The 25,994-nt window shown below is 44.2% G+C and carries 23 protein-coding genes and 2 tRNA genes; 17 read left to right on the top strand and 8 right to left on the bottom strand.

The window, feature by feature from the left end:
* Positions 1-199: 199 nt before the first annotated feature.
* The 3 genes from ATB76_RS05375 to ATB76_RS05365 are packed head-to-tail and all read left to right on the top strand — an operon-like array spanning position 200 to position 2,687.
* Entirely contained in the window at positions 200-682 is a 483-nt protein-coding gene (locus ATB76_RS05375) for a winged helix-turn-helix domain-containing protein (RefSeq protein ID WP_230677743.1), read from the top strand.
* A 53-nt stretch (positions 683-735) separates the two neighbouring features.
* Positions 736-1,425, top strand: a complete 690-nt coding sequence (locus tag ATB76_RS05370; RefSeq protein WP_042601636.1) for a response regulator transcription factor — start codon at positions 736-738, stop codon at positions 1,423-1,425.
* On the top strand, positions 1,422-2,687 hold the full coding sequence (locus ATB76_RS05365; RefSeq protein WP_042601635.1) for a HAMP domain-containing sensor histidine kinase: 1,266 nt from the start codon (positions 1,422-1,424) through the stop codon (positions 2,685-2,687). Before ATB76_RS05370 ends, ATB76_RS05365 begins: the two co-directional genes overlap by 4 nt.
* 91 nt (positions 2,688-2,778) lie before the next feature.
* On the opposite strand, the gene ATB76_RS05360 is transcribed toward ATB76_RS05365, so the two are convergent.
* From ATB76_RS05360 to ATB76_RS05345, 3 genes are all read right to left on the bottom strand, one after another.
* Positions 2,779-6,489, bottom strand: a complete 3,711-nt coding sequence (locus tag ATB76_RS05360) for a M66 family metalloprotease (RefSeq protein ID WP_155647547.1) — start codon at positions 6,487-6,489, stop codon at positions 2,779-2,781.
* A 424-nt stretch (positions 6,490-6,913) separates the two neighbouring features.
* Positions 6,914-8,020, bottom strand: a complete 1,107-nt coding sequence (locus tag ATB76_RS05350; protein WP_042601633.1) for a M20/M25/M40 family metallo-hydrolase — start codon at positions 8,018-8,020, stop codon at positions 6,914-6,916.
* A gap of 608 nt (positions 8,021-8,628) precedes the next feature.
* Complete coding sequence (locus tag ATB76_RS05345) at positions 8,629-9,093, bottom strand: TetR/AcrR family transcriptional regulator (protein ID WP_061034831.1); 465 nt, start codon at positions 9,091-9,093, stop codon at positions 8,629-8,631.
* A 400-nt stretch (positions 9,094-9,493) separates the two neighbouring features.
* Here ATB76_RS05345 and hppD point away from each other — a divergent pair, with 400 nt between their 5' ends.
* The 9 genes from hppD (at position 9,494) to ATB76_RS05295 (ending at position 16,445) form a co-directional block, all read left to right on the top strand.
* Positions 9,494-10,567 (top strand): 4-hydroxyphenylpyruvate dioxygenase, encoded by a 1,074-nt coding sequence (gene hppD / locus ATB76_RS05340; RefSeq protein WP_061034830.1) that lies wholly within the window; start codon positions 9,494-9,496, stop codon positions 10,565-10,567.
* Positions 10,560-11,690 carry a homogentisate 1,2-dioxygenase gene (locus tag ATB76_RS05335; protein ID WP_045406949.1) on the top strand — a complete coding sequence of 377 codons (1,131 nt, stop codon included), beginning with the start codon at positions 10,560-10,562 and terminating at the stop codon, positions 11,688-11,690. Before hppD ends, ATB76_RS05335 begins: the two co-directional genes overlap by 8 nt.
* Before the next feature lie 9 nt (positions 11,691-11,699).
* Positions 11,700-12,737, top strand: coding sequence for a fumarylacetoacetate hydrolase family protein (locus ATB76_RS05330; protein WP_061034829.1), 1,038 nt, complete (start codon positions 11,700-11,702; stop codon positions 12,735-12,737).
* A 20-nt stretch (positions 12,738-12,757) separates the two neighbouring features.
* Positions 12,758-13,426, top strand: a complete 669-nt coding sequence (maiA, locus tag ATB76_RS05325; RefSeq protein WP_061034828.1) for a maleylacetoacetate isomerase — start codon at positions 12,758-12,760, stop codon at positions 13,424-13,426.
* A 196-nt stretch (positions 13,427-13,622) separates the two neighbouring features.
* Positions 13,623-14,285, top strand: a complete 663-nt coding sequence (locus ATB76_RS05315) for a DUF2726 domain-containing protein (protein ID WP_039978152.1) — start codon at positions 13,623-13,625, stop codon at positions 14,283-14,285.
* A gap of 152 nt (positions 14,286-14,437) precedes the next feature.
* Positions 14,438-14,776, top strand: coding sequence for a hypothetical protein (locus tag ATB76_RS05310; RefSeq protein ID WP_061034827.1), 339 nt, complete (start codon positions 14,438-14,440; stop codon positions 14,774-14,776).
* A 179-nt stretch (positions 14,777-14,955) separates the two neighbouring features.
* Positions 14,956-15,032 (top strand) — tRNA-Val (locus ATB76_RS05305).
* Between the two features lie 46 nt (positions 15,033-15,078).
* Positions 15,079-15,155 (top strand) — tRNA-Val (locus tag ATB76_RS05300).
* 819 nt (positions 15,156-15,974) lie between these two features.
* Positions 15,975-16,445 carry a hypothetical protein gene (locus tag ATB76_RS05295; RefSeq protein ID WP_033008439.1) on the top strand — a complete coding sequence of 157 codons (471 nt, stop codon included), beginning with the start codon at positions 15,975-15,977 and terminating at the stop codon, positions 16,443-16,445.
* A 110-nt stretch (positions 16,446-16,555) separates the two neighbouring features.
* Here the strand turns inward: ATB76_RS05295 and ATB76_RS05290 are convergent, their stop codons facing one another.
* Positions 16,556-17,278 carry a peptidase gene (locus ATB76_RS05290; protein WP_042601622.1) on the bottom strand — a complete coding sequence of 241 codons (723 nt, stop codon included), beginning with the start codon at positions 17,276-17,278 and terminating at the stop codon, positions 16,556-16,558.
* A 463-nt stretch (positions 17,279-17,741) separates the two neighbouring features.
* Here ATB76_RS05290 and ATB76_RS05285 point away from each other — a divergent pair, with 463 nt between their 5' ends.
* Positions 17,742-18,122, top strand: coding sequence for a hypothetical protein (locus ATB76_RS05285; protein WP_017190266.1), 381 nt, complete (start codon positions 17,742-17,744; stop codon positions 18,120-18,122).
* Positions 18,123-18,217: 95 nt separating this feature from the next.
* Positions 18,218-18,646, top strand: coding sequence for an NUDIX hydrolase (locus ATB76_RS05280; protein WP_005445461.1), 429 nt, complete (start codon positions 18,218-18,220; stop codon positions 18,644-18,646).
* A gap of 125 nt (positions 18,647-18,771) precedes the next feature.
* On the opposite strand, the gene ATB76_RS05275 is transcribed toward ATB76_RS05280, so the two are convergent.
* A complete protein-coding gene (locus ATB76_RS05275; protein WP_005445460.1) occupies positions 18,772-19,137 on the bottom strand; it encodes a cupin domain-containing protein in 366 nt (121 codons plus the stop codon).
* Between the two features lie 112 nt (positions 19,138-19,249).
* Positions 19,250-20,359 (bottom strand): L-dopachrome tautomerase-related protein, encoded by a 1,110-nt coding sequence (locus ATB76_RS05270; RefSeq protein ID WP_042601621.1) that lies wholly within the window; start codon positions 20,357-20,359, stop codon positions 19,250-19,252.
* A gap of 409 nt (positions 20,360-20,768) precedes the next feature.
* On the opposite strand from ATB76_RS05270, the gene ATB76_RS05265 reads away from it, so the two are divergent.
* The gene (locus ATB76_RS05265) at positions 20,769-22,403 is read left to right on the top strand and encodes an ABC transporter substrate-binding protein (RefSeq protein ID WP_009697438.1); all 1,635 of its coding nucleotides are present in this window, start codon (positions 20,769-20,771) and stop codon (positions 22,401-22,403) included.
* Positions 22,404-22,508: 105 nt separating this feature from the next.
* Here ATB76_RS05265 and ATB76_RS05260 read toward each other — a convergent pair whose 3' ends face one another.
* The gene (locus tag ATB76_RS05260; RefSeq protein WP_042601620.1) at positions 22,509-23,306 is read right to left on the bottom strand and encodes a DoxX family protein; all 798 of its coding nucleotides are present in this window, start codon (positions 23,304-23,306) and stop codon (positions 22,509-22,511) included.
* Positions 23,307-23,922: 616 nt separating this feature from the next.
* Between ATB76_RS05260 and ATB76_RS05255 the strand changes: the two genes are divergently transcribed.
* Positions 23,923-24,654, top strand: a complete 732-nt coding sequence (locus ATB76_RS05255) for a hypothetical protein (RefSeq protein WP_061034826.1) — start codon at positions 23,923-23,925, stop codon at positions 24,652-24,654.
* A gap of 121 nt (positions 24,655-24,775) precedes the next feature.
* Here the strand turns inward: ATB76_RS05255 and ATB76_RS05250 are convergent, their stop codons facing one another.
* The gene (locus ATB76_RS05250) at positions 24,776-25,135 is read right to left on the bottom strand and encodes a hypothetical protein (protein ID WP_005445454.1); all 360 of its coding nucleotides are present in this window, start codon (positions 25,133-25,135) and stop codon (positions 24,776-24,778) included.
* A gap of 556 nt (positions 25,136-25,691) precedes the next feature.
* Here ATB76_RS05250 and ATB76_RS05245 point away from each other — a divergent pair.
* Positions 25,692-25,961 (top strand): hypothetical protein, encoded by a 270-nt coding sequence (locus tag ATB76_RS05245; RefSeq protein ID WP_005445453.1) that lies wholly within the window; start codon positions 25,692-25,694, stop codon positions 25,959-25,961.
* The last annotated feature ends 33 nt before the right edge of the window (positions 25,962-25,994 follow it).

Raw genomic sequence — 25,994 nt, 5'->3', positions numbered from 1 at the left:
CCCAAGTAGGAGCGATGCCAAAGCAAGCTCGTGTCTAACAAGGCATTACTACGCTAGGCGATTCAAAAGTAATAGGGGCGAGTGAATTCGCCCCTTTTTGTGTTCAGTTAGGGTCGTCTTAACCCAACCTTAACCTGACCCTTTTTAGTATCCACTCTCGAAAAAAGCGAAAATAATAACGAGCATGGAGAGTGGTAGCGTGACGGTTCTTATCGGTAGTCGATTTGTTTACTCTTTTCTTGATGGCACCATTGTGGATACCGAGCAAGAAGAAGAGACAAAAGTGCTTGGCAAAAACAGCAATCAGTTACTTGGTATGATGATTGAACACCCAAACCAAACTCTATCGAGGCAAACTCTGTTTGATAGAATTTGGACGGATAATGACGTTAAAGTCACTGAAGCGAGTTTGACCCAAGCCATTGCAACGTTAAGAAGAACCTTGTGCGACAATCATCAAAAGTCTGAGTATATTCTTACTGTGCCTAAGTGTGGTTACCGTTTCATCGCTTCTGTGGAGCGTTTGCCTTCAGACAAGCTCATTGTTGATGAGAGCCTTAAGCAGCAAACTCAAATCGAGATGCCTTCTTTGCATCGTGAAGAGACCACTTATGCGGTCGAGTTTTATCAAAATACCAAAAGTTGGTTAAGTAAAATTAGGGACGCTTTTGCGATATGGTAAAACACAGTCCAACGCGTTCATTGCACCAGCTAAACAACATTTAAGGGGATTTCATGTCATCCAATCACTTACAGCTTCTCATCGTAGAGGATGATCACGACCTTGCGAGTGCTGTGATTGACTATCTCGCCTTGGAAGACATTCATTGCGACCATGTGGCGAATGGCGTGGCGTGCTTGCAGATGATTGAAAAAACCGACTATGACGTGATCATTTTGGATATCAATTTGCCAAGAATGAACGGCTTAGATGTGTGTGAAAGACTGCGAGAGCAAGGGGTGGAAACGCCAATCATCATGCTCACAGCGTTAGACTCGCTGAGCGATAAACTTGCGGGATTTTCGCGCGGGGCAGATGATTACCTTATCAAACCTTTTGCGATGGAAGAGTTGATTGCCCGAACTATTGCCTTATCTAAACGACGTAGCGCGCAAAACACCAAGTTAACCATTGCCGATCTGACCATCGATGTACAAAAGAAGACTGTGAATCGAGCAGGGCAGTCCGTTTTACTGTCTCCGATTTCTTTTAAGATATTAGAAGTGCTGATGCGTGAGAGTCCAAATCCTGTCACTCGTGAGCAGTTGATGTACAAAATTTGGGGTGAAGAACAGCCCGACAGCAACAGCCTAAAAGTTCACATGTTTAACCTGCGTCAGCGCGTCGACCAAGGGCACCAGAAAAAGCTCATCAAGACCGTGGTGAAGCAAGGCTTTGTTATCTCAGAAGGAGATGTGTCGTGAAGATCAGACCCAGTATTCGTTTATACAGTTTCTTTGCAGTATTACTCACAGGCATTACGACCATTGTGGTGTTGTCCATTTTAACGATGCACTACTTTTTCTCCGGCATGGACATCGCACTAAGAGACTCGATGTTCTCTCACGCGATCTCTATAGAGACCCAGCCTGGAGAACCAGTAAAAATCAGCGACTTTACCATTGCTTCACGTTGGCGCGATCTGCCTCAAGATGTGCGTGAGAACATTCCTCGCGATAGCTTGGAAATGAATACACTTACCAACTATTTTGTTGATGGTTCGATATTCTCGCCACCAAAAATGGCATTGTTTGCGATGAAAGTGCAGCATAATGGTATGCTGAAATATGTCTCAGTGTCTTTGTACGACAGCACTGAGCAGTTCCCCGCTGATGATGAGTTTCCTCACTTCTTCATTATTTTTTCTACCGCGTTGGTGGCGATATTGCTGTTCTATTTAGTTTTGAACACCATCTTTCGCAAGGTCACAACACCTGTCGAACAGTTAAAGAATTGGGCAAAGAACATGACGACGGATCAGCTTAGCCAGCCTATTCCAGATTTTCACTACAGCGAGCTCAATGTGCTGGCGAATATCGTTAAATCAAGCATGGATTCGGTGCAGCAAAGTGTTGAGCGCGAGAAGAAATTTCTTGCCTACGCGAGTCATGAGTTGAGAACACCTATTGCGGTTACTAAAACCAATACCGAACTGCTAAAGAAAATGTGTGAAAAGCAAGTCGAGGTGGAAAAACAGCAGGAGGTGCTAAGACGTATATCGCGTGCAAATGCAACGATGACAGACTTAACAGAAGCAATACTGTGGCTCAATCGAGGTAACGCGCCTCAAATCCCTGCCAAAGAAGTGCTGTTGGGAGACTTATTAGCCCAAATCATTGATGAATTGTCCTATTTGCTGCAAGGCAAACAAGTAACCGTCGATATTATTACTGATCGACAACAAGTGTTATTGGTTGAGCCGTTAGCGCGAATGGTTTGTACCAATTTGGTTCGCAACGCATTCCAACACACGGCAGATGGTTTTGTGCAAGTAAAGCAAGAGGGAGGCTCAGTGGTGATATTCAATCAAAGCGCAACTCAAGATGCGGAAGAGAACAATCTCGGTTTTGGCTTAGGGCTTGAATTGACTGAACGAATCATCAAGCAGAACAACTGGCTGTATAAAAACCGAGCCATTGATAATGGTCATGATGTGTTCATTGATTTTGCTGCAGTTGGGTCCTAGTTTTTAGCATTGTGCCTGAGCAGTAAACGCCCAACAGACTAAAGAAAAGAATATTGGGCGTTGCATGATCATGCTAAACGTTACTATTTAACTAGAAGTGTCCCAAGTACTGCCAATCAGCGTTATTTGGATTTTCCTCCGTTGGCCAAGGGAAGTACCAGTACTTGCCGTCAATGAGGCGGTAGTAGTGATAACCACCACGGAAGTGGTACACGTAAATATCGTTTATCGTTCCCGTGTTGTTGTTCTCGCCCCAAATTCCCATGCGATCTTGTTTGTGCCACGTTAAGATTTCGGCTTCAAACTTAGCTAGGTCACTGTTGAGCTCAGCAATGTACTGTTCAATATCCGTATCGCTACCAACAAAGCGCCAATCAGCGTCAGAGGTGTTTTGAACTGGCAACGCGCTGTCCACTCCCGGACGTTTTTGCATAAAGTAACGGCGCTCACCGCTTTCATCGGTATCAATGAAAATAGCGTTCTCAGATTGACCCCATGTTGTTGAACTCGCTTGTTCCCAAGTTAGCAACTGAGGTTGATTGAAGTAGCCGGCAACGCGCTGCGCATTGCCGATGTTACTACGATCAATGTTCAACGGGTTAAAACCAAACTGGACATGGTTTTCCGCTGAGCCTAGGTACTTCCAGCCTTCATTGTCTGCTTGATTGGTTGGGAAGTCCGCCGCAGAAATGTCACGCATTAGGAAATAATCGCGAGTGCCGGTGACTGGGTTAGGGTACACGTAAAGTGCACCAGCGCGGCGTTCTGCGCTTGTCTCACCATTGTTCAGGACACCTGTTCCGTAGTTGTCTGCTACGAACTTGTCGAAGTCAGCCACAAAGCCAAAGTCGATGCGGTTTAACGCTGCGTTGTCGGCAAACATGACTTGTTCATCAATGTATTGTTTGTAACCGTGCTCTTGACCAACAAAGATAGGACCAACAAGCTTATCGATCGCTGGGTTTTGATCAGGGATCAAGCTATCTAGCACTTGTTCACCATTCACGTTAGTACAACTTAAGGTGACACGAGTAGGTAGTGGCAGTTGCTCTAGGTTAAAGTGGAACTTATTGCTTTGTGAGTCGTTTAATCGGCTACTTGCAACCGCAATGTTCTGTACTGAGCCATCCTGGCGCTCCACCGTAACTGCACAGCTACGTTGAGAGATCATACTTGGTTGATACATTCCACCTTGATGTCGTGCGTAACGCCAATCTGCACCGTTGTTGTGTTTCACGCCACTAAACTGCTGGCAGTGGGAAGAGGTAAAGTAGCCCGCACCGTCATGGCTCGTGCCAGATTTTTCAAGCACGCAAAGTGGCACTTCGCCAATTTCGGTGTTCGGCGTGTAAGTCACAGCACCTTCACCGTATTTAGACAGCAACGAGTAGTCATGATCTTGAGAAATCATGTGCTCACGCTGACCATTGATGTTCCAGTACATGTCTTCGCTGCTTTCACAGCGCGCCATATCCGCACTGATCGTACCAACGAAGTTTGCACTTTCGCCGTTGCTTGCCGTGTAGGTGAACTGACAAATACGAGCCTGCTGGTTGTTGACCTTCATCGTCTGCCACAAATCTTGTTGAATTTGCTCGTCAGACAAAGAAGACACCGTTTGCCAACCCTCCGGATGATAAGTTACGTCTGGTGCAGAAGGCTGCTCAAACACGTTGCCGTAGTTGGAGTAAATTAGCGGGTAAATTTGGCTTACAAGTTCGTTACGCGGATCGTAAATGCCTAACATGGTGACAACGGGCACGCCTGCTGCAGTAGGTACTGGCGTGTCGGTTTGTGCTTCTTGGTAACTTTGGCTTTCTTGATTCCAACGAACATAACCAGTCGAGCTGTTTAAATCGACGTTAAAACCGTTATTGAGCCAAGTTTGTACGCGGCGAGACTGAGAAGGGTGCTCTAACGTGTAATGACTAATGGTGCCTAATAGTGCGGCTTCACCACCGGCTTGAGCGTCACGCATAAAGCGGAATTCACCAGCAAATGGTGGCACCACTTCGCCACCCACATCGTTAGTCGTGGCTTCACCTGTCCAGTGTAAGTTACCAATAAAGCGGCGATGCAGAGCATCCCAACCCCAACCAGATTCCAAATCGTGCGTAGAAGCATACCAAGGGTAGTGACCCAGACCGTAGTTATGACCCAGTTCGTGCGACCATTCGTTACCGGTTGTTGCCGTTAACGTCACGATGCCGCCGCCACCACTGCCGCCATGGTCAATAACGCCGTTGGTGTACACGCCGCAGTTGGTGTGCGCAGTAATATGGTTGAAGCGTTTATTGTAAGCTTGCGAATAGCCAGCACTATCAGTAATGCCGACGTTCGCGTTATTCACACCTGTAGAGACCAGTGCTTTACCAATGGCTTCACGCATGTCACCGCCGTGCCAGCCACCTTCACCATCGGAGCTTGTGGTGTAAACCTTACCGTTTGGCAGCGTCACTTTCGGGAAATAAGCGGCAGTGTAATCCGCCATCACCAGTTTAGATGCTGGGATTTTCTGGAAGTAATCGGCGCTGAGTTTTGCCATGTTTTTGATCATGGTGTTGCCATCACGTGGCGCCGTGAGCATACCCATGTCGATGTTTTGAATGATAAGCTCCGGCGCGCCGCCAAAGACAAGTTCATTAGCAGCTAAATCGCCTTGGCGATCAGTGTTATCGGTTAAGCGCAGCGACAAGCCTGGCTTCATCCAATCCCATTGCAGCGGCAGTGACCACGCGTGATGGGAGAATACCACTTTAGAACGTCCATTATCTGGCTGATCAGAAGCCGCAAGCGCGCTTGGTGGCAGCATTGGAAGGCGAGTGATTACTGTGCCTTCAAAGCTCAGTTCTACCCAAACTTGTTGAACGTTTTTGTCTTCTGGCGTGAATAAAAGCAGAGCTTCACGGTCGATCACCAAGTCAGGGAACAGGTAAACATCGTTTTGATTTGGGGCGGTGGTCGTATGGGTTTGAGCAAAATGGATAGAACCAGTCAAATCGCCATTCAAGTGATTGTCTAACGGCAATTCGTCTGCGTAACCAAGGCGTGCAGCACTTGTCGTGAATTCAATCTTTTGTGGCTCGATACAATCGATCGCATTACATGACGAAAGCTCCGCCGTGTACCGAGTGTCTGGTTTCAGGTTACCAATGAACAAGCCAGATTGAACGTTGTCATAACGAACGGGCTCTGAACCTGATTCGGTCAACGTCAAAACCACATTGCCATTCGCGTTTTGCGTAGCCCATTTTAGCTGAACACCTTGATCTGAAACGCTGGCTACGTTCAATGCATTGATGCTTGGCGCAGATAGGTCGCCACAATCAGAAGTCTCGATGTTTTGAATCATATCTGACTGCCAAATGTATTCGCCATTTGGACGCTTAGAGCCGCGGGCAGCAGGGATATATTCTACGTAGCAACCTGTGTCGTCTGGGTTCATCACACCAAACTCTTTGTGCATCAGATAGAAGCCGCCGTTGTACATGATGAACTCCCATTCAGGACCGACGAAGTTCACCGCATTGCGGTAGGCTTGGTCTTGATCGCTGAATAAGAATGGGAACTTAGGGTAGCCATCAAAGTTCACCCAGTATTCATAGCCTTGGAAATCAAGGTAGGTTTCGCCATCGCGTTGAGACGTACCTTGACCTTTGTCTGCTAACTGCTTGAGCATTTCTATGCGTTCAAAGGTTTGGTTTCCGATTTCGACCAAGGTTAGGTCGTGGTTCGCGTTTGCGAAAGTGGCTGTACTTCCTAATAAGGATGAGATCAGCCAAGCGAGCGTGTTTTTCTTCATATTAGACTCTACTTTTGCCAATTGAATAGACATTTATGTGTCGCCAGAAGCTCGACACAGTATGGAGGGGGATTACATAAGCACTCTTAATGCAAGTGGCTTATGGATTTGATTATCTGATGGGAACCGCCGACGAAATAGATAGCATGAATTATGCCTGTGATTTTGCTTCCAGCTCTGATTTGATCACGAAAGCAGATTGGTACCTTATGTCCAAATTCACATTTATCCATCTATACAAAATGACGTTTTCTATGTATGCGTACGCCATATTGCTCTGGGGAATCGCTGTTTTTTGGTGGCTTAACTGCGTAATAGAAGGGGACGTTACTCAACGGAAATAAAAATCCCCTCCATGCGTAAAGCAGGAAGGGGATTTAGGTTACGTTTTAGACTAAGCGCAAGTTGTGCTTACTTAGTTTGCTTATTTGACGAGGAAGTGCTTAACGAATTCCGTGATTTTCACCATGTCGTCAACCGCGATGAATTCTTCAGTTGTGTGTACTTTCGCCATACCAGTAGAAAGGTTTACCGTTGTTAGACCTTTCTTGTTGAAGTTGTTTGCGTCGCTGCCGCCACCAGTGCCTTTTGTGAATGCATCGATGCCCATGTCAGCGAATGCCGCTTTGATTGCTGATACGTGAGCGTTGTCTTCTTCGATAACAAATGCGTCGTATGCGCGGCTTGATTCGATTTCAACTTCTGCGCAGTGTTTTTCACATACTGACTCGAAGGTAGAGATCATATGGTTCACTTGCGCTTCTAGCTTCTCACCGTTTAGAGAGCGTGCTTCAGCAACGATTTTTAGTTCTGGCATCACGATGTTTGTCGCTTGACCGCCGTTTACCATACCGATGTTTGCTGTGGTTTCTTCGTCGATACGAAGCAGCTTCATTTGGTTGATTGCATCTGCCGCTACCATGATTGCGCTGATGCCTTCTTCAGGTGCTAGACCCGCGTGTGCTGGGCGACCTTTGATTGTTGCAACGATTTTTTGCTGACCAGGTGCTGCTGTCACGATAGTGCCGATAGGACCGCCTGTGTCCAGTACGATCGCTTCTTTAGACGTTACGTGCGTCATGTCGAAGTACTCAGAGCCGAACAGACCGCCTTCTTCATGCACAGTGAAAGCAAGCTCTAACGTTTTGTGCTCTAGGTTTTCAGCTTGGATGCAACGAACCGCTTCCATGATTGCAGCAATGCCAGACTTGTCATCACCGCCAAGGATCGTATTGCCTTTAGATCGAATGATGCCATCTTCGATGATCGGCTCAATGCCGATACCAGGCGTTACTGTATCCATGTGGCAGCTCATGAGGATAGAGCCTTCTTTCTTACCTTCTAGACGTGCATAAACGTTGAAGCCATTAGAAATGTGTTCTGGTACAGGTAGTTTTTGAACCGTAAAGCCTAACTCGCCCAGTTGCTCAGCCAGAGTTTCTGCGATTTGTTTTTCATTCATAGATTCGCTATCGATGCGAACCAGTTGGCAGAAATGTTCAACTAGACGTTCTTGATTAATTTGTGTCATTTGGATGTCTCTTTCTTTCTTGGTCGAGAGCGCAGCGGTATAGAGTGCGAGCCCGAAAGGGAACAGAACACCTCTTATTACATACCTAGTCCGTGTCAAAACTGTCTTGAATCAAAAAATACCGCTGCCTGACATTCTCTTGACCTACGAATTACCGGATCTGATGCGGCGGTCACGAAAGTAAAAATGGGCTAGGTAAATATGTAAACAAGACTAACACCCAGTTTTTTGGGGTGATAGAGAAAAACTAATCGTTTGTTATGAGCTTTTAGCGAATTTTTACAAATATCGAAAGTGACTGATTTATATAAGGGCGAGTGGTATTTATGTACAGAGTCGAGCTATTTATGTAATTGATGAAAAGTTAACAGTATAACTGCATAGTCGATTGTAATTTAACGGGTAATTATTGAATCAGTATCACATCTATGGGTTAATACAGTCTCTGTTTATTCATGTCCTCTCGCACTGCCTTTCTGGATAGGCCGAACTCTGCAAAGGGTTCGGTCGCTTTAGTTTCATGCTGCTTACATTTTGTTTTTATGTGTTCAAAACCCCAAGAAAGCAAAAAGCCGAGTAGGGTACTCGGCTTCACTATTGATTCGATTTTATTCGTATCGATGAATGCTTAGAAGGGTTAATCCAATCAACCATTCAATCGTGCGTTGGCATGACTTGTTAAGCTTGAACGATGCAACAGTCTCAATCTGCGTTTGAATCTCATTGAGATAAGGTGTGTGATGCTCACAAACTGTCATCAAAAATGCCAAACGCCAAATCGCCATAAACGCTTCATCGCCAAACGCATGTTCCCAACTGTCAATGAGGTCTTTTTCATTACCTGACATGTTCAACTTATCGGCCATGATTTTTAGTAGTCGGCCTTGTAGAGCGCGAGGAATATCGGCTTTCTTTGCAAAGTGATGGCTTATGCCCGTCCTCGATATTCCCGATTGCTCACTCAACGTCGTGTAGGACATCTTCTCGTAACCAAGCTTGATCAACTGCTCTGTCGCGACATCGAGGATGGTGTTGATGGTAATCTGGGTATCTTCTTGAGTTCGGCGTGCCATAACTATTTGCCAGTGTAGTGGTTAAAAAATGATACTACCACTTATCGGCACTCATTCCATATATTATCAGAATAATTGTCCGTATATTGACACTGTTTGAATGAGAATTGCGCGTTACTGCCCACAAAAGTCATTGAGGTAACAATCTGTTTACATCTTAATTGGGCGTGTAAATTTAAAAACGATATGCTAATGCGTTGATATTATGTGTTTTCCTTATTTTTCACGTAAACGATTGCGGGCGAATAATATCGTGTAACATATTTTTTACATTACGTTGCAGAAAGTGCATGAAGCTAGATTTCCTCGTATGTATTCCAATTTTTCTCCTCCTGCGCCAAGTTAGAAATATCGAACAAGAACGTATGTTCAAACACAACAATGACATAAGGAGAAAGTCATGGTGTACACCTACAACCCATTAGGCACGGATGGATTCGAATTTGTGGAATACACAGCGGCGGATAGAGAAGGTATTGAACAACTGAAAGCGCTGTTTGTTTCGTTGGGTTTTGCAGAAATCGCAAAACACCGTTCTAAAGAGGCTTGGCTGTACCGACAAGGTGACATCAGCTTTATCGTTAATGCTCAGCCGCACAGTCAGGCAGAAGGCTTCGCTAAAGTTCATGGACCTTCCGTTTGTGGCATGGCATTTCGCGTGCAAGACGCTAACGTGGCGCTAAAGCAAGCGCTGGATAACGGCGGTGAAGAGTACAAAACGGAAATCGGTCCGATGGAGCTAAGCATTCCGGCAATTTACGGTATCGGTGAGAGTCTTCTGTACTTCGTTGATCGTTACGGCAAACAGAGCATTTACGATGTCGACTTCCGCTTCTACGATGATGCAGAAGAGCGTCTAGCGAAAGCAGACGTTGGTATGTACGAAATCGACCATCTGACTCATAACGTGAAGCAAGGTAACATGGACGTGTGGTCTGGATTCTACGAGCGCATTGGTAACTTCCGCGAGATTCGCTACTTCGATATTGAGGGTAAGCTGACAGGGCTTGTTAGCCGCGCAATGACCGCGCCGTGTGGCAAGATCCGTATTCCAATCAATGAGTCTTCTGACGACAAGTCGCAGATTGAAGAGTTCATCCGTGAATACAACGGTGAAGGTATTCAACACATCGCGATGACCACCGATGACATCTACCAAACCGTTCAAACACTGCGTGATCGTGGCATGGACTTTATGCCAACACCAGATACGTACTACGAGAAAGTGGACGAGCGCGTAAAAGGACATGGGGAAGACGTCAGCAAACTGCGTGATCTGCAAGTTCTTATAGATGGCGCGCCAACTAAAGACGGTATCTTGCTGCAAATCTTCACCCAGACCGTAATTGGTCCTGTGTTCTTCGAAATCATTCAACGTAAAGGCAACGAAGGCTTTGGTGAGGGTAACTTCAAAGCCTTGTTTGAATCGATTGAAGAAGACCAAATCCGCCGAGGAGTACTAAGCGATGCATAAATGGATCACATTCCCTCATCGGGAGGGAGTGTGCTCCAAGCAAGCACATGCTGATTTCCCGGAAGAGGCAATTTACGAACGTGAAGCAGGCCGAAGTGGATTCTTTGGCCCTGCTGCACACTTTCATCATCAACACGCACCGACAGGTTGGTCGGAGTGGGAAGGCGATTTGCGCCCGCGCGCTTTCGATTTCAACCTAGTCGAAACGGCAAGTCAGATTTCGCCTTGGGCAGTGCCGCATCTTCTACACAACGCCAACTGTAAGATTCGTGTATGGCGTATGCACGAGAAGATGGACTTCTTGGTGCGTAACGCCGATGGCGATGAGCTGCTGTTCATCCATCACGGAACTGCAGACCTTTACTGCGACTATGGCCATCTCAAAGTGAGCGAAGGTGATTACGTGATGATCCCACGCTCGACCAGTTGGCGATTAGAACCAAGTGAACCAATGTTTGTTCTGATGATTGAAAACACCGATGCTGCTTATTCTTTGCCAGAAAAAGGCATGGTGGGCAATCACGCTGTATTCGACCCAGCCGTTCTGGAAACGCCGTCAATTAACGACGAGTTTCGTGCGCAGTACTCAGAAGATCAAACTCAAGTTCATGTGAAGCGCCATGATAAAGTCAGCGTGATTACTTATCCATTCAACCCGCTTGATGCGATTGGTTGGCACGGTGACTTGGCTGTGGTGAAGGTGAACTGGCGTGATATTCGACCTTTGATGTCGCATCGTTATCACTTACCGCCTTCTGCCCACACTACATTTGTTGGTGCTGGATTCGTAGTATGTACGTTTGTACCTCGACCAATCGAAAGCGACCCTGGTGCTCTGAAGGTGCCGTTCTATCATAACAATGACGATTATGACGAAGTCCTGTTCTACCACGCAGGGGATTTCTTTAGCCGTGACAACATTGAAGCAGGAATGGTGACTTTCCATCCGGCAGGCTTTACTCATGGCCCTCATCCGAAAGCGTTCAAAGCGGGTCAGGAGTATAAGAAGAAGTTCACCGATGAAGTGGCAGTGATGATTGATACGCGCCACGCACTCGAGTTTTCTGACGAGCTCGATAAGGTTGAAAACAAAGAATACGTCTATAGCTGGCAAGAGAAGTAAGGGGCAAGGATGAAATTAGCAACCAAGAAAAATGGCACTCGCGATGGTCTGTTGATGATCGTGAGCAAAGACCTGACACAATGTGTGCCGGCAACCGAAATTTTCCACGCGATGCATCTCGCACCAACCATGCAAGTGGCATTGGATAACTGGGACAAAGTCGCTCCACAACTGGAAGAGCTCTATAACGCGCTAAATAATGGTTCGGTTTCAGGAAGTGAAGCGTTTGAATCCCACTATCTAGAGTCACCATTGCCTCGCGCCTATCAATGGGCGGATGGCAGCGCTTACGTCAATCACGTCGAATTAGTGCGGAAAGCGCGCGGTGCGGAAATGCCAGAAAGCTTCTGGACCGACCCTTTGATGTATCAAGGTGGTTCTGACGCATTTATTGGTCCTTGCGACAACATCGAATTTGCCAGCGACGAGTGGGGCATCGACTTCGAAGGTGAAGTTGCCGTGATCACTGGTGACGTGCCGATGGGAGCAAGCATTGCAGAAGCACAAGAATCCATTCGCCTTATCATGCTCGTAAACGATGTGTCGTTGCGTGGTTTGATTCCGGCAGAGCTGGCAAAAGGTTTCGGCTTCTTCCAATCAAAACCGTCGTCGGCGTTTTCTCCTGTTGCAGTAACGCCAGATGAGCTAGGTGAAGCATGGTATGAAAACAAAGTTCATTTGCCTTTGGTATCAACCTATAACAATGCACCATTTGGTTGTCCGAATGCTGGAGTAGATATGACGTTTGATTTCGCTGATTTGATTGTCCATGCCAGCAAAACCCGTCCACTTTCTGCGGGCGCAATCATTGGCTCGGGTACAGTATCAAACAAACAAGGCACGGAGCACGGTACCTCTATTGAAGAGGGTGGCGTAGGCTATTCGTGTATCGCAGAAGTGCGCATGATTGAAACCATTCGTGATGGCAAACCGTCGACACGTTTTATGTCGTTTGGTGACTCTATCAAGCTTGAGATGCTTGACGCAGATGGCAACTCGATCTTTGGCACGATTGATCAGCAAGTCAGCCAATACTTAAAACATTGAGAGTGAGGGGCAAGGGAAGTATGAGCGATAACATCACTCTCTACGGCTATTGGCGTTCTTCGGCGGCATATCGAGTGCGTATTTGTTTGAACTTAAAAGAGCTGAACTATGAGTCCAAATCGGTTCATTTGGTACGTAATGGCGGCGAGCAGCATAGCGCGGAATACCATGAGTTAAACGCCTCTGAGCTTGTGCCAGTGCTGGTGGATGGTGATATTCAACTCAACCAATCTCTTGCCATCATTCAGTATCTTGATGAGCAGTATCCACAAGTTCGAGTGATTCCAGAACCATCGCCACTTCGTTACCAAGCTTTGGCTATGGCTCAGGATATCGCGATGGAGATCCACCCACTCAATAACTTGCGCGTGTTGCAGTACCTAGAAGGGCAGCTGTCGTGTGATCAAGAGGCGAAAGTTGAGTGGATTCATCATTGGGTAAATCAAGGCTTTGTGGCATTAGAAGAGAAGCTAAATAGGCATCGACAACAACATGGAAACTGTATCTACAGTGTGACTGACTCTCCTTCTGTTGTTGATATTTGTTTAGTGCCTCAAGTGTACAATGCGTTACGTTTTGGAGTGGATATGACTCCTTATCCAATTATTAGCTCGGTTGTAGAAGCATGTAATCAACTGCCAGCATTTATTGATGCCATGCCAGAGAACCAACCTGACGCTAACAGCTAGCACTTTATATACATCTTAATGATTAACAAACGGGCTCTTGATGGAGCCCGCTTTTGTTCTTGTTTGATTAACGTAAATCGTGCTCAAAAGCTTTGCGGCTGTTATTATCACCCCGCAAAATTTATCGGTTTTGTTGCTCTGGCTAAACTTTCCATTTAGGCTTTGAGCAACTAGTTGTTTTGGGCGCACTTTATCTATGACCAACATCTTTATCATTGTTGTTCTACTTGTTGTTTTCTTCTTTATCATTCAAAAGTACGTGATCAAAAACGATGACACGCGAGACTTCCCATACCGTTCGAAAGGTCCTTTATTAAAAGGGCAGGAAGGCGCGTTTTTTAATGCGTTAAGAGCTGCGGTTGGTGATCATGCTGTGGTGTTTGCCAAAGTAAACATGGCAACGTTGATCGCACCAAAAGAGGTTAAGAACAAAAAACAGTTCTTTATTGCCAGTAACCGAATTTCACGCAGCTACTTTGATTACGTTATCTGCGACCCTAGAACGCTTGAACCGCGCGTGATCATTGAGCTTGATAACGGTCAGCAGCTGCATAAAGGCAAAGTCGAGCGCCAAAAGCTGCTGATGCACGTGTGTAAATCGGCGAACCTTCCTTTGATTGGCGCATCAGTAAAACACAGCTACCAAGTGGGGCGTCTACGTCGTTTATTAGCAGCACACATTGATCTGATTGAACCGGATAAAGAAGTCCGCTTTTGTAAAAAGTGTGGCAGTCCGATGATCATCAGAACAGCGAGCCAAGGTGAGTTTAAAGGTCGACGCTTCTTTACCTGTAGCCGCCAACCAAACTGTACCTACACAGAAAACTACAACGTGGTGTTTGATACCGAAGACGAATAAGCATTTCGTTCCCAGATAATGAAATAGAGAAAGGCTTCAACTGGATTGGTTGAAGCCTTTTTTCTTTCTTGGTAGTCACAAGTTCCGAGCTTCGCTGCAGTTACCCCGATAGCTCCTATACTTTGATAAAGAAAGAAGAATAGGGACGTACGATGCGATTTGGATGGAGCCTATCTGCATTGCTAGTGGCATTGAGTGTGCAAGCTCAGCAGTCTTTAAAACCACTAGAATGCCAACTTACAGAAACACCGCAAGACCATTTTTTGTTCTACCGAGAGCAGATGGTGTACCACAGTGAACAATTTGCGATTTTTCAAAACTTCAAGGGAAGGGTGAGTACGCAGGTGGACCTAAAAACTGGCAAACTGATTCGTACCACGTTTATCGGCGAACCTTTCAAACCAAAGTACCAAATCTTGTTCGGCTATTGCCCCGATGTCTCACAGATTTTGCAGATCTGGATGCTCAGCGAAGTGCCCTACGATAATTAGCTGAAAATATAAAAGTTAAGTAGATCACACTTTTAGCTCGTATCTGCCAATGCTTTGTCGATAAAATCGTCTAAAAGCGGGTGTTGAGTTTAGATTTTCGCCAAACGAATCAAAGTTAGTGAATTTATGCTTGCACCCCTCATAGGATATAGCTAATATCCATCTCGTTCTTAAGGAATGGGTCCGTAGCTCAGTTGGTTAGAGTACTACCTTGACATGGTAGGGGTCACCAGTTCGAATCTGGTCGGACCCACCATTCCTTAAAGCCATGCTAAAACCAAAGTATGCTGAACATTAAATTTGGGTCCGTAGCTCAGTTGGTTAGAGTACTACCTTGACATGGTAGGGGTCACCAGTTCGAATCTGGTCGGACCCACCAAATTTAAAGAAGCGCCCACCTTTTTAGGTGGGCTTTTCTTTACCTGAAATTTGTCAAATCGCGCTAATTTCCCTCTAAGGCACGGTTCTCCGCTATTCGATGTTCAGATGCGTGATTCATCGAGTGTCCTGACGTACGCAACTTTCACATGCCATCCCGCCTTTTATCCAAACAACAAAACGAGCAATAGAACGATTGAACTTAGGATGAGTAGTATTCGCCAAATTGGCTTGGTTTCAGAAACATCTGAACCGTTGTGATGACACATGCCCATAAGAAATCCCCTTTCTCATTACCTGATAAAGAAAGGCTAGGGCTTCACCCAAGGTAAAGGTCAAGCGGAGGTGAACGGTTTACCTCCACAATCGCTCAAGCTTATTTTGCGGTAATTGGAATATTCAATAATAAATCTGGAAATTATCAATTATTTCAATGTTATAAGGGTGGTAAACCGTTATTTCTCAGGTTTGAACGGATACAGTTTTTTAATGTTGATTCGCAACGTGTGGCATTTTTGAGTAGTTTTGAATGATATACCCAAGTAACCTCGAGGTGCTTGGGTCAGCGAGAATGACTTGGTTTGTAGACGCAGCGGCGATTTGAAGGCTTAGTGGGTCTAAATCAAGAACCGGCAACAAAGTATACAAACCAAGACAACTCGCCCTCTGGGAGCGTGTCATTGACCCGATTGCTACGTCAAACAACTTGGAAAGAGCGTGCTATTCCGCTTCGTTGTTTTCCTTGCACTCGAATCAATGACAACGCTCTGAATCCAGCATCTTGAAGTCACTTGGGTATATGTTCAATATAGAGATCATTATGAAGTTAATTCCCTATAATAGGTTTCAAATCGATACGTTCTTGTCTGCACCTGAAGTTTTAAAGCGAATACAAGAAAACACATCAGAACGAGCTTTTTTCAAGCCTAGTTCCTCTTCAGCATTTTGTGGAAAGGTAGACGAAACGGGCTTCGATCTTGTGGGAAACATTCGTTACAGAAATTCATTTTTACCTGTCATGAAGGGGAAGGTAGAGGCGAATAAAGATAGTACTCGGGTGAGCGTCTCCATGCGGTTAAATTTGTTTGTGATGTGTTTTATGTTGTTCTGGCTTGCCGTTACCGGAGGTGCCGGTATTTACATTCTTCTGAGTGTTGATACTTTTAGCTTACCTTTGCTCATACCACTCGGGATGTTTTTGTTTGGAATCGCGTTGACTTGTGGTGGTTTTTGGTTTGAAGCACTAAGACAAGAACGTAAGCTGAGACAGATTATTTCTACCTGGCAATAGAGGTTTGAAGCGTATCTCGCAGCTAGGCTTGATTGAATGCACTATCAAGCCTAGATATCTCTTATTCTCGGGTTTTCCCGGTGCTATTTTTCAGGGCTTTAGCGAGAAATTTATTCGACTTCGACTACAACAACTTTTCCAAATTTTTTGAGTTGTTCGAGTTCCCAAGGTGGCTGTTTAACAAAAACGTTTTTCACTCCAAGTTTCGAATAATCGTTTGGGTTATAGGTCCAACCGGAGTAATCCGAATCGGAAAAACTATCGTAGCGGGGAGATTGACCAAGGGTTGTTATTTCTTGTTTTACTTTGATTTTTTTGAAGAACGAATCTTCTTTTTCCTTAGTTTTGCCAATATACGTTTGCATTTCATGTAAGACTTTTTGAATTTCTTCTTCCCTTTGTCTTTTGGGTAAGTCCTTAAATGAAGCCTCAATATCTGAGGTATCAAACTCCTGACTGCTTAAGCCTCCGTGAAAACCGATAATTGCTTTGTTTGATATATATTTGTTTTTGCCTGCGGTAAATACATAGTTTGCACAAGAGGAAAGGCAATAGTCGTTGACTTCAATATCTATTTTATTTGCAAAAACCCATTCACCTAAGGCTATTCCCAGCTCCACATCACCGCCGTCACTTGAGATCACAAGAGTGGTTGGTTTCACTGCCGCATCAGCATAGGTTTCCACAACAGCGTCGTTTGCTTCGGAGGTTAATGTACCGGTGTAGTGAATCGAGTCACCCACAAGTGTAACGTTGGTTGTTTCTGCGCTGTAAACGGGCGCTCCCGGCAGCAATAGAAAAGGGAGAACCATTTTTGTTAACTTAACACACATAAATTTACCTGATTAATGAACCGCATTAATAGACATGTTTATATGTGTCTGGTTCCTTATGTGTAGGGCTTTTATAAAAATGCTAGCTGTCGAGTTAACAATAAGCTTTAGATCATGCTATGCGTGCCACAGCCTTGTGTTAATGCAGTTCGTAGTTTCTTAAAGTTATTGTTTTTCATTTTCATTTTAATATTTTATAAACATAAACGTTGAAATTGAATCTATAGCCCAAAAGAATGAATTGCGAGTAGATATTCTTTTTTGTGTTCAATAATATGCGCTGCGCAACAAGGTTTAGAGTGTTTAGGTACATAGTGGCGTTTAAGAGAGAGGGAAATGAAAGGTTTCGCTCTTAGATTGTCATCGTTCTCCACAGACCTCCCTAGAAATGTGTAATGTGGCAATTTAATCAACGATTGACGTCGCGATACCACTTACGTTCCAACTTAATTTAGGAATAACTATGTTTACTGATTTTTTCATACAGAAAAATAGAAAAGCGGGAGAAAAACATGTTCCTAACTCGTTCCCTAAACATAAGTTAGTCCTCAACTTAGTAGTCGGCGTCTTTCTGGTGGTGTATGGCGCTTATGGCATCTATTCCGGCGAGTTATATGTGTTTTTAGGAAGGCGTACAGAGGTAACGCTACACGGTGATGCCATATACATCGCTTTTGCTGCCTTTATACTTGGCTGTATTTACTGTTTGGTAGAAATCATCGACCATTTCGATAAGCGAGATAACGAAGAAATCTACATACGTATAAGGGCTGGTTGCCAAGCATTTGGACTGTTGATTTTTGGTTTTGCATTGATACAAAACAGCGTTATGGCAGGCGCTTAGGCAACATTACTCGTTGTAGCAGGATGCTTTTCTATCGGTATTAAATACATAGCAAAGTATTGCGACGTTATGCAGTAATTAAAAAGGGGATTAGATTGGATAAAGCAGTAAGAGTAGGTGTCGCGGCAGTGATTGTGCGCGAAGGACGAGTGCTACTTGGTGAACGTATTGGCTCACACGGGGCTCATACTTGGGCTACACCCGGAGGACACCTTGAATGGGGTGAATCTATTGAAGATTGTGCTAAGCGCGAAACACTCGAAGAAACCGGCTTAGTTGTTGGGTCTTTTAAGAAGTTGAGCTTCACGAATGATGTTTTCGAGAAAGAGGGTAAGCACTATGTCACTTTGTTTGTTGCTGCTTCATGTGAGGTTGGAGAGCCTCAGGTCGCTGAACCGGAGAAGTGTAAGCAATGGAAATGGTTTGACTTAGACAAGCTTCCGGAACCTCTATTTTTGCCTTTAGAGAATTTGCTAAAAGCACAAACCGAACTAGATGTGCTTTTCCAAGCTAGCGCTGAATAGAGAGCCGTAGCGTTGCCCCTTTGGTAAAAGCTGGTTTAGTTTTGAGCTCTAGACCAGCTTTGATACTAATCCCTAAGTCACCTCAAGGTGCAGGGATATAATGACTAGTGGTTAATTTTATCGCGCTATATCCACTCTTGTTCTTCAACCGATACGGTAATATCGCTTTTCAGCTCACCAGTATGCGCCGTTGTGGATGGCTCAATCATCATGAAGTGAGTGTCTGGCTCAGCGACAGGGCAGTGCTCGACACCTTTCGGTACAACAAACATTTCACCCGGCTTTAGTACCACTTCTTGCTCTGGTAATTTCAGCGTCAGTTCACCCTTAAAGACGATAAATAGTTCATCTTCGTTGTCATGTTTATGCCAAACTAATTCGCCAGAGCCTTTTGCGATTTTAACTAGCTGACCGTTCGACTCAGCTAATATTTTGGGTGTCCACTGCTCTGAAAAAAGCCCAAATTTCTCATTAATGTTGATCTTCTTCATTGATGATAACTCCTTGAATTTTTGGGATTGAAACGCTTTTTATCTCCTTCGACGTTATGTCGCTACTGACCGTATGTAAAGAGAAACATTGTTCACACGTAATAGATGACCGTTAAGGTTGATATTTGAAGCGATACAGGGTGTAAGGCGCCTTTGCATTACCGAGACCTTGACTGAATGCTGGGTGCTGATGAAGCTGGTCTTGGGTGACATAAATGTAATCGCCGCTGACTGCCATACTGTCCGGCCAAGATAGCTTTTTGTCTTGAATAAGTGTCTGATATTTCCCTTTGGTTACCAAACCAACACCACTATGTTCGAGATCGGTCGCTAAAATGCCACCCCCTGGCGCATACGCAATGCCATCGCTGGGTCTTTTTGGTCCATATACTTCGATTTTATTCTGCAGCTTACTATCTGTGTTTTTTGCATTTTCTAGGGCTGAAGTCGGAACTCGATAGATTTTTGTGCCAGTAAATGCGCCAAAGTAGAGCCATTCGTTATTGTCATCAATAGCGATTGGGTTTAACCCAAAACGTAAGTGGTTCGTGGCACCTTGTTCTGTTTTCGATGCCAATAGAGAAGCTTCGATGACTATATCTCTGTCTTCTGGCATAAGTTGGGGGGCATTTTCTAATACACGTGTCGACTGACCCGTTTTTAAATCTACCACGACAATAGCGGGTTTCGTTGCCCCAATGAAGTTGCCAAAGGTCATGTCAGCGATGTAGATCTTCGCGTGCTTTTCATCGATGGCAAAATCTTGCAGGAACGAGTTGTCTCTTAGTGCAGATGAGTTAATTGTAATTTGGTTGCTCAACTTATTTTTAGACGTGTCCCACGAGACCAATTGTGCTGGTGAGGTTTCGCTGCCCATATCGAGCATCCAGACCGTACCTTTGCTGTCGGAGTGAACGCCAATAACCGCACTTAAGCCTACATCGCCGACCTCTGGTCCGTCTGACCAGTCCATGGTTGGGAAGGGTCTTTTAGTACCATTCGCCATCACTTCGACGACTCGATATTTGGGATTGTCCAAAGGGTGCATGCTTACGATCAAGCGACCTTCGGGTGTTACGGTGACACCTGCGCCGCGGTAGTCGTTAAATTGTGTCACGGCTTCAAGAGAACCGATTTCCGCAGCGTAAGTTGAATAGGATGCCACCGCTGAAATTGCGGCAGCAGCAGTGAAGAGGCTGGTAGTTAAAAGATGCTTTTTCATTTTATTTCCATTTTGAAATGAACAGTTTGATGTATGGATTTTGGCGACTCGAATGAGATGTTGAGCGTCTCATTCAGTGCGTATTGAAATCCTAGCCTCGGAATAGTCCATAAAAAACAGTTCTATATTTGATTTATTTTCTAATAATTTTTGATAATCCTTAAGCTCAAAGCTCAAAGCTCAAAGCTCAAAGCTCAAAGCTCAAAGCTCAAAGCTCAAAGCTCAAAGCTCAAAGCTCAAAGCTCCAACGTGACTATTTTATTGAATCTAATTAGCAAGAGATAAGTTGTGGTGATGAAGTGATGTAAAGCGTCTGATTTTGTGAATAATTATTATCTTTTGAAGAGGGATATTGTAGTGAATAGTGGTTGTTAATAAAAAGTTTCACAGCAAACAAGCCGGCACAACAATGTTCATTAATAACAATACTAAAATTACACTCCTTATCAGTACCAGTATCATCGGCTATGCCGTTACTCAACCTGCGTTCGCCGCGAACGTGCCAGACGGAGTAAAGCTGGCTAAAAAGCAGGAGTTTGTTCGAGGTAATGGCACCGAAGTCGCGACCATTGATCCACAAAAGTCCGAGGGCGTTCCAGAATCTAATGTGATTCGCGATTTACTGGAAGGCTTAGTAACGCAAGATGCCGATGGTAAAACCATCCCTGGTGTCGCGGAGTCTTGGGAAACAACGGACAATCGCACCTTCGTTTTTCATTTACGACACAACGCAGAATGGTCTAATGGTGACCCGGTTACTGCGCAAGATTTTGTTTATAGCTTCCGTCGAGTCGTGGATCCAAAAACTGCGTCACCTTACGCTTGGTATCTTTCTTCGACCAAAATGAAAAACGCGCAAGACATCATAGAAGGCAAGAAAGACATCAGTCAGTTAGGTGTCCAAGCGCTTGATGACTATACCCTTAAGGTCGAGCTCGATGCTGAAGTACCATACTTTGTTAAGATGCTCGCTCATACCACCATGATGCCAGTCCATAAAGCAACGGTAGAGAAGTGGGGAGATAAGTGGACCAAGCCGGAACACTTTGTGGGGAATGGTGCATATGTGCCAGACCGATGGGTGGTCAACGAGCGTCTCGTGCTTAAGCGAAATCCAAAGTATTGGGATGATGTACACACCGTCATTAACAAAGTGACTTATCTGCCTATTGAAGATCAGGTGTCAGAAATGAACCGCTTCTTGTCAGGTGAGATTCAAATGACCAACGAAGTGCCAAACGAACACTTCCGTCGACTTCAAAAAGAGTACCCTGAGGACTTGTCGATAAAAGGCAATCTATGTAGCTACTACTATCAGTTCAATACTCAACGTGCACCGTTTGATGATGTTCGAGTACGTAAAGCGCTGTCTTATGCGATTGACCGAGACATTATTACCAAAGCCATCCTCGGGCAGGGACAAAAGCCTGCGTACTTCCTGACGCCAGAAATCACGGCCGGATTTTCCCCTCAGTTGCCTGAATACGGCAAACTCACTCAAAAGCAGCGTAATGAAAAAGCAAAAGCACTGCTTAAAGAGGCGGGCTATGACAAACAGCATCCTCTAGATATTAATCTGCTGTACAACACATCAGAAAACCACAAGAAACTCGCCGTTGCCATTTCATCAATGTGGAAGAAAACACTGGGCGTGACAGTTCACTTAGAAAACCAAGAGTGGAAATCTTATTTAGCCAGTCGTGATGAAGGGAACTTTGATGTTACGCGCGCCGCGTGGTGTGGGGATTACAACGAAGCATCAACCTTCCTGACTTTGATGATCGGCTCTAACGTCAATGGCGGAGTTCACTATAAGAGCAAAGCGTACGATGACATCATAGAAAAAGCGTTGAACTCGACCTCAGAAGAAGAGCGAACCAAGCTTTACTACGCGGCAGAAACTCAGATGGCGAAAGACATGCCATTAGCGCCTATCTATCAGTACGTGACGACTCGTTTGGTTTCTCCACTTCTCGGTGGTTATCCGAAAGGCAACGCTGAGGATAAGATCTACACCAAAGATCTGTACATCAAAGCGAAATAAGCTTATTGTTAGATAAGAGTTTGAGTTTCGTGAGATTTGCGAAACTCAAACTCTCTTTTTTGGACGGGGGAAATCGGCAAGGGTGGCTAAGCTGAGAAAACCAGCTTAAGCGCGAACTCGACGAAGCATGCTATCTAGAGATAACGCCCCTTGATTGTGCAGGAACAAGAATGGGTACAATGCCATTGCCCAGAAGAAAGGAAATTCCCATCCGCCGCCCGGCAGTGCCCACGTATATCCTGTGAAGAAGTGACCCGAGAAGAGCTCCGCTGCAATTAAATACGCAATTGCCCACAAAACGCCGATGCGTGTAAACAATCCCCAGCCAATCAATAGCGCCACGGAAATTTCCGTTATACCACCTACGTAGATCATTAAGTCAGTGAACCAAGGACCGACCGCATCAAAGCCAGCAACCTGCCCAAAGTAACTTCGCATTCCATTGTGTATCTGGGTTCCTGCAAACAACTTTTCCGTTCCGTGGGTTAAGAAGTTCAATCCGAGAAATAGGCGTATACAGGTAAGGGCAAATTCGTTTGGGCTCTCTTTGTATATCTCTTTCGCAATGCCGATGAACTGAACAAGCAACGGGATCAACGATAAGGCGGTTAACCACCCAACCAATGAAATGTCATTTTGATCACCGATACGAATGATGACTATGGTTGGAGCAATGGTCATCAAAAATGACAGTCTGTTGCGATTTCTCAGGGCGAAAACAAGGATAGGTGTCAATACACCAAAGAATAGAAGGGATGTGGTTAGCCACACATCATTGTAGGTATTGAGTTTAAATACGATCGCTGCCAGTGACGCTAAAGACGTTATTTGTAACCCGACCCACGTGTTGTTTTTATTGTTCATTGATAGTTTCTCCATCTCGTGACCAGTAAGAGCAGTCATCCTGTCCTCATCAGGTTTATGAATTTGTAGTGAGTGTCTGAACAATAAAATACGCCTTATTAACTCTCTGATAATTAGGGAATAAGTGAAATCATTCTTTGGCTGAGATGAACAATACACAGACAAAGCGAGTGACAGCTGCAAGACAGCGAGTAATTAAGGTGGAAGAGAGGAGAGGCAGAACGTGAAGCCGATGTTAATAAGTATCCTTCAATTCAACACGTTGTCGACTATTGATAAAAAACTGACTTTTATTACTTAATTTCGGTAAACAGGGAATCAATGACAATGCTCTGAACCCTGCATCTTGAAGTCACTTGAGCATATGTCATTCATATATTCAATTAGATTCTGTGCTTAACTATATTTATGTCTTATGTGTCAATGGGGTAAATATATTCCCCTGCAATTAATGTTTGAACCTGATCGCATAACTATCTGATATCTATTATCTTGTGAGATCAAACTGTGCTTTTATGAATCAATTGGAGAAGATATAACGAATTGTCTTCTCGTGTCTTTATTTCCTCATGAAAAGACTAAGCAAAAAAGATGTAAAGTGTCTCTTTTTGCTGTTTTTCTGCGGCTTAATCGTAATATAAAACGAGAACAGTTTATGAAGCGTCAGTATATTCTTGTTGGTTTGTCAGTAATATTGTCAGGCTGTGCATCACAACAATTGATGGTTCCAACCGCGAGTAAAGTCATCATTGTTGGTGATACTTTGGTTTATGATGGTGTCATTTCTGGCGGTGATGTTTTAAAAGCAATTCGGTTAGTAAAATCTAGCGATAAGAAGATTAAAAAGCTCAGAATTACCAGTCCTGGAGGCGAGATTGATACCGGTATCGAGTTTGGGTACTTTGTAAAAGAAAATAATCTTGATGTGGAAGTCAGCCGTCTATGTTTTTCAGCATGCGCAAACTATGTCTTAACGGCTGCCAATAGTATCACCATTAAAAAGGATGCCTTGATAGGGTGGCACGGTGGTGCGTTACAATCTGATGAACTGTGGAAACAAACCATTCCAAACGGTTATTGGAATCAATATGAAGGTTACCTCAACCATCTGAGGGTCAAAGAAAAGGCGTACTTTAATTACATCAATGTCGACCCATATATCACGGTTTATGGTCAGATAAGAGACAGAAGTTGCCAAAAAAACAAGCTCACAGAAGGTTGGTACTACTCACTTAACGACCTTAAACAAATGGGAGTGAAGAACGTTGATCTACAAGGCGGAAAGCTAATGAACAGTGTAGAGTACGAAAACTCAGACATCACGTCTTGTTTGATGCCGGACGTTTACATTAACAAAATGGCTCCTAGCTCTAGCTCTAGCTCCTAGCCGTTAGTCCCTTCGATACCACGTCTCTTAAATCAATATTCATTTAAACATCATCAAGATGAAGGCTTGCCACGGTAAGCCTTCATTTTTGTTGTGGCTAGGATAACGATTAGCCTTCGTATCAGTTAGAAATATAGTGCTTTTTGTATAATCGCTTTGAAGTGCCAGAGAACTTTATGTGCTCTGTTTTTCTTGTTGCATAATCAAGAATAATATTGGGATGCACACTTACGTGAAAATATTCGGGAATATTGATCGCTCGATAATAAATGTCATCCCGATATTTATTTTCTTCTATCAAACCACAATCGATTAGCTTGTTGAGCATGCTAAATGCAGAGAATATATCGATCCTCGTTAGTAATGATATTTCCTTTGCTGTTTTTCCTTGCTCGGGGAAATCAAGCATCCGACACATAATAAGGTCTTGCAACATTCTTGTTGCAATCGCATTAAGCTCTTCTTTACTTAGTTTTTCCATGGCTATCAGGCACCTTTTGATGAAAAGTTGAACTTGATGTTTTTATGGAAACATATTGTTACATTTGTGTCAATAAGCCATTCTCTATGTTTTATTTACCATAGATATAACACTGATTGGATTTTTCTTTATTTATTTTTATTGAACTAAATTTCACTTGCTATTATTTGAATCTTAGATTTTGCATATCGACAAAATCATTGTTGATATTATTGTTTTTAGTGATCTTTTTTGAAATCAACATTTGAATACGCTTTGTTTTTAATGGGTGTTCTATACCCAAGTAACCTCGAGATGCTAGGTTCAGCGAGAATGACTTGGTTTGTAGACGCGGCGGCGATTTAAAGATCTAGTCATTCTAAATCAAGAATCGGCAACAAAGTATACAAGCCAAGGCCCTTATATTTGCAAAGAGTGCCCTTTGGGAGCGTAAAGAGAATAAAAACCATAGAAATTAAATCATGCATTAAATCTGCGCTTTTCTTTGAACGCGCTTAGAAACTCAAACTCGATGATCCGGTGTAATGCTTCTGTCTACTAAACAAATGGTATGAGTATGATAGTAAGTAAGATATCTGATGAGCTAATTACGGAAAAAGCAAAACTAGAGTGGCTAGCGTATTGGCGTCACTTCAGCACCGTTAAGCATCGCCTTTGCTGCGAAGCCAACTGTACCGCAGAGCATGATTATGGTGTTCTGGTTAGAAAAGACGGGGAAGAGCGTAAGGTTTTCGTGGTGCCCTTATGCAAGGCGCACAGTGATAATCTTGAACGATTGGAAGTCTCCGACGGCACAGAAATTATCTCCGCGGATCTGACCTTGTGATTTACGTTGTTGCTTCAACGACGTTTAGGGAAC

It is taken from the genome of Vibrio sp. MOR3, assembly GCF_001557775.1.
GTDB lineage: Bacteria > Pseudomonadota > Gammaproteobacteria > Enterobacterales > Vibrionaceae > Vibrio > Vibrio jasicida.
This window is presented reverse-complemented; position numbering and strand designations above follow the sequence as displayed.